Origin of the sequence: Vibrio sp. zbq_1 (assembly GCF_043102935.1) — a bacterium.
Classification (GTDB): domain Bacteria; phylum Pseudomonadota; class Gammaproteobacteria; order Enterobacterales; family Vibrionaceae; genus Vibrio; species Vibrio parahaemolyticus.
Genome location: NZ_JBICJH010000044.1, coordinates 222303 through 233726, shown reverse-complemented (window position 1 = coordinate 233726; position 11424 = coordinate 222303). Strand labels below are relative to the sequence as shown.

The window sequence follows — 11424 nt, the reverse complement described above, 5'->3', positions numbered from 1 at the left end:
CAACTCTTATTCCATGACGCTCGAAGAATAGGAGTTGAGCCCCTAAGAAATTCGTTGGATGAAAATCTGGCTAGCCAAGTGGCTAGCCAGAAAATTCAATTAAAGACCTGCTAGACGTGCAGTGTCTTCAGCAATAACTAGCTCTTCGTTAGTAGAGATAACCATTGCAGGGATACGGCTGTTTTCAGTAGTGATAACGCCTTCGCCGCCGAAACGAGCTTTAAGGTTAGCTTCGCTGTCTACTTCGATACCGAAGATACCTAGACGGTTTAGAACCATTTCACGGATAGGTGCAGAGTTTTCGCCGATACCACCAGTGAAAGTGATTGCATCTAGACGACCATCTAGAGTTGCAGTGTAACCAGCAACGTACTTAGCTAGACGGTGACAGAACACGTCCATTGCACGAGTTGCTTCTTCTTTCTCACCGTAGTTGTCTTCAACGAAACGACAGTCAGAAGTCACTTCAGTTAGACCTTGAAGGCCAGACTCTTTAGTTAGCATTGTGTTGATTTTCTCAACTGAGTAACCAAGAGTGTCGTGTAGGTGGAAGATGATCGCAGGGTCGATGTCACCACAACGAGTACCCATTACTAGACCTTCAAGTGGCGTTAGACCCATTGAAGTATCTACAGATTGACCGTTCTTAACTGCACATACAGAAGCACCGTTACCTAGGTGACAGTTGATGATGTTTACTTCTTCAACTGGTTTGTTTAGTAGGCCTGCAACTTCACGAGTGATGAATAGGTGTGAAGTACCGTGCATGCCGTAACGACGGATACCGTGCTCTTTGTATAGGTTGTATGGAAGAGCGTATAGGTAAGACTCTTCAGGCATTGTTTGGTGGAAAGCAGTATCGAACACAGCAACGTTTTTAAGTGCTGGGAAAGATTTTTGAGCTGCTTTGATACCGATGATGTGTGCAGGGTTGTGAAGTGGTGCTAGAGTTGCACAGTCTTCGATACCTTTTAGTACGTCGTCAGTGATAAGTGCAGACTGAGTGAATTGCTCGCCGCCGTGTACTACACGGTGACCGATAGCAGCTAGGTTCTCAGAAAGCTCTGGCTTAGAAGCAAGAATAGTTTCTACCATGAACGCTAGTGCTTCTTCGTGTGCTGCACCGTTACCAAGTTGAGCTTCGTGTTTGCCATCAAGTTTCCACTTGATACGTGCTTCAGGAAGGTGAAGACATTCAGCAAGACCTGATAGATGCTCTTCGCCGTTCTCGGCATCAACAACAGCAAATTTAAGAGAAGAACTACCGCAGTTTAAAACTAAAACTAGCTTAGACATGTGTGACTACCTGTTATTCGTCTGATCAAAATCAGTTAAAGGATGAAAAATTAATCACAAGAATAGCCGATACCAGCAATGCTGCGTACTAATCTTGGTCAAAAATCGTTCTAATTCCATATAAAGAAATAGTGATGAACCCATCCATCACTATGATGCGATCCGTGCAGATAGATATCTCGGAGTTGCTTAAATTGTAAATAACAGCAACAATGAGATTGAGGGTCTGCAAAGGATAGCGATAATAGGCAATGATAACAAAAAAAATTTGAAAGAATATTAACTTTCATCAATTTTTTGCACCTTCAGTTGAAATGTTCAACTATTTTTTAGTGAGAGAGCGGTATGAGTAATAAAGTCGGATTGATCCATAGCCTGAAAGATGGCCAAAGTTACATGGAGATCTGGCCAGTTCGTAAAGAGCTGGGTGCCATATTTCCTGAGCAACGTATTATCAAAGCGACTCGTTTTGGCATTAAAGTCATGCCAGCTGTCGCTGCTATCAGTGTTCTCACTCAAATGGCGTTCAACAATTACAACGCGTTACCTCAATCTATCGTCGTAGCCCTGTTTGCTATCAGCTTGCCTTTGCAAGGTATCTGGTGGCTCGGTGCTCGCTCAAACACCAAATTACCGCCATCATTGGCTTCTTGGTATCGCGAACTTCATCAAAAAATCGTGGAAACAGGCTTTGCCTTAGAGCCAGTTAAAGCGCGACCTCGTTATAAAGAGCTCGCAATAATTTTAAATCGTGCTTTCCGCCAGCTTGATAAGTCCTCACTAGAGCGCTGGTTCTAACTCATTTTAGCGTTCAACAATTTTTAAATGGAGTGTGCAATTGCCACTCCATTTTTTGTTTTGTCTATATCCTCATCGCGCAGTATGCGCAGTGAGGCTAAGCCTTTAGCCCGCAATCATCCTCTAGCTACGTTTGAGTGCATTACATTGTTGCGTAATAGAATGCGATCTTGCGATCACAAATGTTGCCTTAGTGTTAAATGTTTCTTTTCTTTACTAAGACTTAGTAGTAATAATAAAAATAAGATGCACAAGAAGTGCACAGATACGCAAACACAACATTACGCCTTCTCACATTTGATCTCATGAGTATCCACATATTGCTGAAGCTCGTGAAACAAGGACGAAGACACATCAAGGAGTTATGATGAAAACGAAACGTTTATTAGCCACTGCCGTTCTATCCGCTACTGCTATTCTTTCTTCCACCCATGCATTTGCTAATACCGCAACAGTTGCGGTTTCTCAGATCGTTGAGCATCCAGCTTTGGATGCCACTCGCCAAGGTTTGCTAGATGGATTGAAAGCAAAAGGGTATGAAGAGGGTAAAAACCTAGAATTCGACTACAAAACAGCACAAGGTAACCCTGCAATTGCGGTGCAAATTGCGCGTCAATACGTGGGAGAGAGCCCAGACGTGCTAGTCGGTATTGCAACGCCGTCAGCGCAGGCACTGGTTTCTGCGACTCGTACTATTCCTGTTGTGTTTACTGCGGTGACTGACCCGGTAGGAGCCAAGTTGGTTAAATCGATGAAGCAGCCGGGCAAAAACGTAACAGGTTTATCAGACCTGTCTCCAGTGGCTCAGCACGTGGAGCTCATTCAAGAAATCCTTCCTCAAGTCAAAAGCATTGGTGTCGTCTTCAACCCTGGCGAGGCGAATGCGGTGACGCTGGTTAATCTTCTAAAAGAAAGTGCAGAGGCGAAAGGCATTAAAGTGGTGGAAGCCACTGCTTTGAAAAGTGCCGATGTTCAATCTGCTACGCAAGCCATCGCAGCAAAATCAGACATCCTTTACGCGCCTACGGATAACACTGTAGCGAGTGCGATCGAAGGCATGATTGTCGCGGCGAACCAAGCGAAAAAGCCAGTCTTTGGCGGTGCAACATCTTATGTTGAAAAAGGTGCGATTGCTGGCCTTGGTTTTGACTACTACCAAGTCGGTGTGCAAACGGCAGATTACGTAGCAGCCATACTTGATGGTCAAGAGCCAGGAAAGTTGGATGTAAAAGTCGCAACGGGTTCGGATTTGGTCATCAATGAGAGCGCCGCTTCTAAGTTGGGCATCCAACTGCCGAGTTCTGTTGTTCAACGTGCGACTAGCATGCAGTAAATCACTTATCTTGAGGTAAGGACTCTTTCTCTCAAGCCCATTTGTCTCAGCATGAAAAATGGGCTCGTAATCGTAAGTTTATGAGAGCAAAGTTTTTTCTGAGCGGATTGCTCTCTTTACCTCGACCTAAGTTGAAAGTTGTAACGTCAGATCGCTGCTAGCGATCTGAACATGCAGAAAGGAGCAGTTATGTCTGCATTTGCTTTTTTTGGCGCGCTTGAGATCGGCTTGATTTATGGCTTGGTTGCTTTGGGCGTCTATCTTACGTTTCGTGTTCTCGATTTTCCTGACTTAAGTGTTGATGGTAGTTTCCCTATGGGAGCCGCGGTTGCTGCGACAGCTATCGTTGCAGGCATCAACCCTTGGATTGCAACCGGTATGGCGATTATTGCTGGTGGCATGACAGGCTGGGTCACCGCATTTCTCGCTGTACGCTGTGGAATTTTGCATCTCTTAGCGTCCATCCTCACTATGATTGCCGCGTTTTCTATCAACATTCGTATCATGGGCAAACCCAATATGGCTCTTTTGGGTGAAGACACCATTCTCACTCCTTTTGAATCGATGGGCGATGCGATGCTTATTCGTCCGTTAGTTGTAGGCGTACTGGTTCTCATCTCTGCCTTTTTGGTGGTGCGATTGCTAAATAGCGATTTCGGCTTGGGCCTTCGAGCGACGGGTGTGAATGGCCGAATGGTGTCTGCGCAAGGCGCAAGCACAGGGTTCTACACCTACTTTTGTTTGGCGCTGTCGAACGGGTTTGTTGGCTTCGCTGGTGCGCTATTTGCGCAAACCAACAGTTTTGCTGACGTAACATCAGGCGTTGGTACCATCGTGGTCGGCTTAGCGGCGGTTATTTTGGGCCAAACACTCATTCCCGGTCGCAAAATTTGGGTTGCCGTTTGCGCCGTTATTTTGGGCTCGGTGTTGTATCGACTAACCGTTGCTTTTGCGTTGAGTTCTGGCATGTTTGGCCTTCAGGCCTCGGATCTCAACCTCGTGACCGCAGTGTTGGTTGCGGTAGCGCTCATTGCGCCTAAGCTCAAGCAAAGTATGAAAGCCAAACAACGCGTAACGACTGCGAAACAAGCGGCATCTAAAAATGGTTCTGGGGAGGCGTTATGATTGAACTCAACAACATCCAAGTGACGTTCAACCCTGGTACGATTTTAGAAAATCGCGCGTTGAAAGGGGTATCGTTAGAGGTACCAGAGCACCAATTTCTAACCGTAATCGGGTCTAACGGTGCGGGTAAATCGACATTGCTCGGAGCGGTGACGGGTGAGACACCAATGATTGGTGGTCAAGTGATCATTGATGGCAAAGACGTCACCAAGCAGACGGTTGCCCAGCGCGCTACTCAATGTGCACGAGTGTTTCAGGACCCGTTAGCAGGAACGTGTGGTGAGCTAACCATTGAAGAAAACATGGCTCTAGCGTACATGCGAGGTAAAAAACGTGGCTGGGGGCTGGCGCTGTCTGCCAAACGTCGCAAGTTGTTCCAAGAACGCATCAGTATTTTGGGGTTAGGTTTGGAAGACCGATTGGGTGACAGTATTGGTTTGTTGTCTGGTGGACAACGACAAGCCGTGAGCCTGGTGATGGCGACGTTATCGGAGAGTAAGTTATTGCTGCTTGATGAACATACGGCCGCGCTTGACCCGCGTATGGCGGCTTTTGTCATCGATTTAACCAAGCGTATCGTCAATGAGTTTGATTTGACGGTGATGATGGTAACGCACTCGATGAAAGACGCGCTCGCTTGTGGCGACAGAACTGTCATGCTCCACCAAGGTGAAATCGTTCTGGATGTCGCTGGAGAGCAGCGTGCCAATATGCAAGTGCCTGATCTACTAGACATGTTTTCTAAAGTTCGAGGCGAAGAACTTTCGGATGACAGTTTATTACTCAATTAAATAGCATGTCTGATTCGTTACGCGTTTCTTCGACATAGTCAGAGCCGCGACTACGCCTACCAAGTGTGATCCTCCTTGAGAAAATAGGTAAAACACCGAATTTCCAAGGAGGATTTTTTATCTCTCATTCTTTAATAAAATAGTGGCATATCCACCTATTAAAGAGTGCTTATTATGTCTTTGCCATTTCTCTTTCATAGCCAGACGGTTGATGGTTTAGCCTTCGATGGTAAACGCGTGAAGGTCTGTCTAAAAACAGAAGCGTTAACATTTGATGCTGTTTATGCGCGTATTGAGCCAGACAACGAAGAATACCTTGTCGCCATGGTGCAATGCGGCAGAGTTGGAGAGTTACTGCTGTGGGAAGTATCGTTCGAGCCGAATAGAGATCGAGACATCACCCACTATGTATTTAAAGTCGTTAGAAATGGTCAGCAATATTGGCTAGACGCACGTGGCATGCAAAAACGTATTCCGCCCAAAGAATTTCATTTCAAATTGAATGTAAACCATCAACCGCCAAAGTGGGTTCAAGAACAAGTTTTCTATCAGATTTTTCCTGATCGTTTTGCCGCGAGTCAAAGTGAGTCTGCAATTCGTGAAGCGTACGGCGAGTACGATCCTGATGCTGTGATTAAAACGTGGGGAGAACCTGTAGGAAATCACCAAAACTCTGGGGCACGTGAGTTCTTCGGTGGTGATCTAAAAGGCGTTGAGCAAAAGCTTGGATACCTTGAACAATTCGGTGTGACCGCACTGTACTTCAATCCGATTTTTTCCTCGCCAAGTAACCATAAGTACGACACCACGGATTATTTCACGATTGATCCTATGCTCGGCACCAACGAGCATTTTGCGTCATTGTGCGAAAAAATCCGCAGCAAAAACATGAAGATCGTATTGGATGCGGTCTTTAACCATACTTCTGTGCAGCACCCTTGGTTTGATATTCAGCAGAAAGGGAAAGGCGCGTACGGGAATCCTAAATCCGATTTTCGCGACTATTACTTCTTTGATGGGGAGAGTAATCACTATATTGGCTGGAAAGGTATCGACAATCTGCCGGTATTGAATTTTGAGAATTACGAAGTCAGAGAATATATCTACCAAGGTGAGGCATCGGTTATCAAACATTGGCTGAAGCCGCCATATTCCGTGGATGGCTGGCGTTTTGATGTCATTCATATGCTAGGTGAAGGGGAGGGGGCGAAAAACAACGCTCACTACGTGAAAGCATTTCGCCAAGCGACCAAATCCGTTAATCCGAATGCTTATGTGTTAGGTGAGCATTTTTTTGAAGCGACTCAATGGCTGCAAGGGGAGCAAGAAGACGGCGCGATGAACTACTACGGTTTTGCCCACCCTGTTCGAGCGTTTATTGCGCATCAAGACATCACGTACGACCCAATCGATATAGATGGTTTTGAGTTCAAAGCGTGGTTGGATGAAGCCAGAGCAAAAGTTCCTTTTGCCAATCAGCTCTCACAACTCAATCAACTTGATAGCCATGACACGGCGCGTTTTCTCACCTTGGTGAATGGGGATGAGAAAAAAATGCAAATCGCGTTGGCCTTACTCATGACTTATGTCGGCGCACCATGCATTTATTATGGTAGTGAAGTCGGTCTTGAGGGAAGCTTTGACCCGGATAACAGACGTTGTTTCCCTTGGCATTTAGTTCAGGGTTCGCCTTGGCTCCAACTGTACCAACAGTGGATTGAAATTCGCAAACAGTTCAAAGCCTTACAATCTGGTAGCATGCAATGGCTGTATTGTGACGAAAGGGCATTTGCTTATGCAAGACAGCTTGGTGAAGAGACGATCATTGTTGCAGTCAATATTGGTCTACAAGAAAGCACGATTGACCTACCATTGTGGCAGTTAGGCTTGAATGCGAAACACTTGCATCAATTATTAGATAAATGTGAAATAATTGATTATGAAGGTCATGTTTCTGTCAATATGGCAGCATTAAGTATCAATTTGTGGCAAGTGAAGTGACACCGCATTCTATATTTATTAAAATTTGTGAATATGTTCATTAATAACTATAAACAGCCTCTTTAAGCCGATGCATATGAGAGGCGAACACTTAAACAATGGTACTCAATGGTTAACCAAAGGCGATTTAGCCTCTCATTTGTTGTTTTCTTTCCTTTAGTTCTATTCATTGTGGTAATGCTCGTTACTACAAAAAACTACTACGATGCAGTCAATCGCTATATTGATACTGAATATTCGCGTATCGATAGAGCGTTAACTCGTGGTATCAAAGTCTTAACTGCACTGGACTACAGCTTTACCAACTATTCAAACTTCGCGAACCCTCTTTCTGAAGAGCATAACTCTATTGTGAAAGGCGACATCTGCTATATATGGCCGATTGATGTTTTGCTATTGGAGAACGTTTACAGCGATGGCCTGCCAGCGGTTGATGTTGACTACATGATCGTCGGCGAAAAAAGTTTGTGTCAGGCAGGGACGAAAATCAACAAACTTGCAGAACAAAAAGCAGGCTTTGCCCCTTCTTTGTCCTTCCTTCATGATATTGAATCCCACATTGTTGGTATCCATTACATCGATAAACGTGGTTATGTGATTTCGTCGCCCGATAAGTACGCGAAGAATTTTACTAAAGAGCTTTGGTCAACGTTAAAGGCGAGGCCATTCTGGCAAAAAACCGCGCAAGATAAGGTCAACATTACATTGGCTGGGCCTGGGCCGATGCTTGATTCCATGGAAGGGCAAATCATCAGTTTAACAGTGCCAATTTATGAAAAAGGCGTCCACCAAGGGGTGCTCTCGATTGATTTTGATGTCGATGCGCTGCTCACGACTTCTGAAAACCTTGTCGGGAAGCTGCACTTAGTTTCCAATTTCCAAACGATTCCTGAAGATGCCGTGCGGATCAAGCCCATTGAAAAAGAGCGCTTGAGTGCCAATCACAGTATTTATTACGAATATAACTTATGGAGCGAGATTAAGAATTTAACGTTCTTTGAAAAGTACAGCACTATGGTCGCGGTCTTTATTTACGTGTTGAGTACCGTAGTACTGTTTTATGTCAACATGCACACCGAACGTCGCTACTTTAAAGATCTTGCTGCAAGAGACCCAATGACAGGGCTGCTCAACCGCAGAGGAATGCAGGCCGTTTGGCGTAATAAAATGACGAAGAAGAACGTGGCATTGGCTGTGTTCGATATCGATAGCTTTAAGACTATCAATGATACTTACGGCCATGATGTAGGTGACTCTGCGATTCAACTGGTCGCGAAGTGCATCCGAGACAACATTCGTCACAGTGACGTCGCATCTCGCTTTGGTGGCGAAGAGTTTATTCTCGCGATATACGATGAAGATATTGAAGGGATGAAGCACATTCTCGAACGAGTCAAAAAAGCGATTGATGAACGATCACGACGAGTCACGAAGAATGGGTTTACCGTATCTGGCGGTGTGGTCTTTAGCTCTGCAAGCAAAGCAGAAAGCTTTGATGAACTGTTCAAGGCGGCTGATGAGAAGCTCTATGAAGCGAAAAGTACCGGAAAGAACAAGATTTGTTATTAGTTCGAGGCGCGCTTGCTAGAAGGCAGTCTGACAAATAGCTAAAAGGGCGATAATATCGCCCTTTTAGCTATTTGTCGTTCAACCATCACGCACAATTCGTGCATGTGGAGTGCTTAAGCCACTTGGCTTTGACGCGATTGGAGTTCATCGCGGTAGCGCTGGATGTGCTCAACAATCGGTGCTGCTTTATTAAATGTTCGGATTTCGCGGAATAATTCGTTAGCTTCTGGGTAAGATTGGCGAAGGTAAGCGAACCATTGCTTCACGCGGTTTGGATAGTACAAACCTTTATCACCCTTCATTTCAAACTTTGAGTAGTAGATCAGCAGGTCGACCACATCAGACCAAACCATTGGCGTGTGGTTGTGTTTTACCATGTTACCTAGGTTAGGAATGTTGAACGCACCACGGCACACCATCAGAGAGTCGACACCAGTGGTTTCAATGCAGCGTTGACCATCTTCGAAATTCCAGATTTCACCATTGGCAATCAAAGGGATGGAGAATCGCTCGCGAATTTTATTGATGTATTCCCACTTGATTTCAGATGCTTTATAACCGCCTTGCTTAGTACGTGCGTGAACGGTCAGTTCATTCGCTCCCGCAGATTGAATCGCATCCACGATTTCAAAACAGTCTTCAGGGTTTTCCCAGCCCAGACGAATTTTTGCGGAGACAGGGATATTCGCAGGCACTGCGTTACGGCATGCTTTTACCACGCTATGAATCAACTCAGGATGCTGCAATAGCGCCGCACCTCCTTTGCTTTTGTTGACCATTTTTGCTGGGCAACCAAAATTTAGGTCGATGCCGCGCGCGCCAAGCTCTGCTGCTCGGGTTGCGTTTTCCGCCATCCAGTGTGGCTCTTGACCTAGTAGTTGAACATGTACAGGCACACCAGAAGTGGTCTGAGAGCCTTGCATAAGCTCCGGACATAAGCGATGAAAGACATGGTCTGGCAGGACTTGATCGATCACTCGAACGAACTCCGTCACACACAGATCATAGTCGTTTATTTCGGTCAGGATTTGGCGCATCAAATGGTCTAAAACGCCTTCCATTGGGCCTAATACAACTCGCATAGTTTGCCTAATACAGTTTGGTGATAAAAAGGAGGGCGATTGTAGCGATGTCGGCTAAGTTTGTCATTAAAAGACTCGGCGCTGGTGCCAACTGGCATCTCACTTGTATTGGAGTATAATGCCGCCAAATTCATGGGAAACCAGATGTCATGCAATACACTTTGATTGAAAAAGGTGAAGTTCAACTTGATGAATCTTCGCTATTTATTGAAGGTGCGGTACTTGCCGCAAACCTAACCACAAAACCTTTAGCGCCAGAGGCCTGGCTTGAGCCGCTATTTGGTGAAGGTTTTAAATCGATTCAGCCAGCGGTCGAAGAGCAAATTCACAAGCAACATAACCGTATTTTACGTAATGAGTATTCAGCTCTAGAGCTAACTGGAAAAGATCCTGAGCAGTTAGCCGATTTTGCTGAAGGTTTCATGTCGGTTTGGCCTTTGATTGAAGAGCAGTGGCAAGAGGTTGAGCTAAATGATGGTTTACAACGTATGCTGCAAGCGCTGCTTACCACAATGATGCTAGCCATTGATGAAGAGTCTACTCAGCAACATATGCGTGACGCGGGCATTGAAACACCGCCAGCGTTAACAGACCTTGTTGATCAACTTGATTTGATGTTAGTTGAAGTCGCATTGGGTGCAGATGAACTAATGGTTGGCAATAAATCTCAAAGCTTAAACCCATTTAAAGATGTAGGTCGTAACGATCCATGCCCTTGTGAGAGCGGTAAAAAGTTCAAGCAATGTTGTGGTAAGTAACACTATAAAAGCGAGTTACTGAATCGAATCCAATAAAAAGCCGACCCTAAGGTCGGCTTTTTATTATCTATATTTTTATACGCCTTAACGAATTGGATTCTTACGTTTCACCGGAAAGAACTGTGCAATCGCGATCAACGCCAAAGCGACCAAGTTACCAGCGAAGATAACCACCAACCATTGTGGCATCGATAAGTCGAAGAACTGCCAAACAATTTTTGAACAATCGCCATACGCTTCAAACATCCAAGGAACCCATTGGTTTAACGGAGCCCAACTTGGGAAGGTGACAAAAAGATCACAAGTTGCAAATGGTGATGGATTGAACTGGTAATCAACATGCTGCATTGCAAGCATCAATCCTTTGTACGAGCTTAATCCCCAACCAATAAGCCCTAACCAGCGGAATAGTGCGTTGTTCGGTGCGATAAGTCCGATGATAGCTGCACCGCCAATACCCATCATTGCCACACGCTCATAAATACACATTACGCACGGGGCAAGCATCATTACGTGTTGGAAGTAGAGTGCGCAGGCTTCAAAAAATATGATGAACAAAAGAAGAAGCAACCACGATACGCGTCCCTTCGAAAATTGGTTAAGTGATGAAAAAATAGTCACGGTTTCAATCCTGTCTGAAATAGAAAAAAGCTCTGAATACTCAGAGCTTT

The 11424-nt window shown here is 45.1% G+C and carries 10 protein-coding genes; 7 read left to right on the top strand and 3 right to left on the bottom strand.

Annotation, left to right across the window (positions count from 1 at the left end):
- Nucleotides 1–99: 99 nt before the first annotated feature.
- Nucleotides 100–1296 (bottom strand): acetate kinase, encoded by a 1197-nt coding sequence (locus tag ACF8CV_RS23405; RefSeq protein WP_005461478.1) that lies wholly within the window; start codon nucleotides 1294–1296, stop codon nucleotides 100–102.
- Between the two features lie 345 nt (nucleotides 1297–1641).
- On the opposite strand from ACF8CV_RS23405, the gene yfbV reads away from it, so the two are divergent.
- The 6 genes from yfbV to ACF8CV_RS23375 all read left to right on the top strand — a co-directional run bounded on the left by yfbV (nucleotide 1642) and on the right by ACF8CV_RS23375 (nucleotide 8913).
- On the top strand, nucleotides 1642–2094 hold the full coding sequence (gene yfbV, locus ACF8CV_RS23400) for a terminus macrodomain insulation protein YfbV (RefSeq protein WP_005461479.1): 453 nt from the start codon (nucleotides 1642–1644) through the stop codon (nucleotides 2092–2094).
- 367 nt (nucleotides 2095–2461) lie between these two features.
- Nucleotides 2462–3427: an ABC transporter substrate-binding protein gene (locus ACF8CV_RS23395; protein WP_025533860.1), complete on the top strand. Its 966-nt coding sequence runs from the start codon at nucleotides 2462–2464 to the stop codon at nucleotides 3425–3427.
- Between the two features lie 189 nt (nucleotides 3428–3616).
- Nucleotides 3617–4552 carry an ABC transporter permease gene (locus tag ACF8CV_RS23390; protein WP_138937593.1) on the top strand — a complete coding sequence of 312 codons (936 nt, stop codon included), beginning with the start codon at nucleotides 3617–3619 and terminating at the stop codon, nucleotides 4550–4552.
- Nucleotides 4549–5343 (top strand): ABC transporter ATP-binding protein, encoded by a 795-nt coding sequence (locus ACF8CV_RS23385; protein WP_005482418.1) that lies wholly within the window; start codon nucleotides 4549–4551, stop codon nucleotides 5341–5343. The genes ACF8CV_RS23390 and ACF8CV_RS23385 overlap by 4 nt, the downstream gene beginning before the upstream one ends.
- A gap of 174 nt (nucleotides 5344–5517) precedes the next feature.
- A complete protein-coding gene (gene malZ / locus ACF8CV_RS23380) occupies nucleotides 5518–7344 on the top strand; it encodes a maltodextrin glucosidase (RefSeq protein WP_138937592.1) in 1827 nt (608 codons plus the stop codon).
- Between the two features lie 108 nt (nucleotides 7345–7452).
- Nucleotides 7453–8913 (top strand): sensor domain-containing diguanylate cyclase, encoded by a 1461-nt coding sequence (locus ACF8CV_RS23375; RefSeq protein WP_138937591.1) that lies wholly within the window; start codon nucleotides 7453–7455, stop codon nucleotides 8911–8913.
- Between the two features lie 113 nt (nucleotides 8914–9026).
- On the opposite strand, the gene dusC is transcribed toward ACF8CV_RS23375, so the two are convergent.
- Nucleotides 9027–9995, bottom strand: a complete 969-nt coding sequence (gene dusC, locus ACF8CV_RS23370) for a tRNA dihydrouridine(16) synthase DusC (RefSeq protein ID WP_069539910.1) — start codon at nucleotides 9993–9995, stop codon at nucleotides 9027–9029.
- A 149-nt stretch (nucleotides 9996–10144) separates the two neighbouring features.
- Here dusC and ACF8CV_RS23365 point away from each other — a divergent pair, with 149 nt between their 5' ends.
- Complete coding sequence (locus tag ACF8CV_RS23365; RefSeq protein WP_020838706.1) at nucleotides 10145–10753, top strand: SEC-C metal-binding domain-containing protein; 609 nt, start codon at nucleotides 10145–10147, stop codon at nucleotides 10751–10753.
- Nucleotides 10754–10837: 84 nt separating this feature from the next.
- On the opposite strand, the gene dsbB is transcribed toward ACF8CV_RS23365, so the two are convergent.
- Nucleotides 10838–11374, bottom strand: coding sequence for a disulfide bond formation protein DsbB (gene dsbB, locus ACF8CV_RS23360; RefSeq protein ID WP_138937590.1), 537 nt, complete (start codon nucleotides 11372–11374; stop codon nucleotides 10838–10840).
- Nucleotides 11375–11424 lie beyond the last annotated feature (50 nt).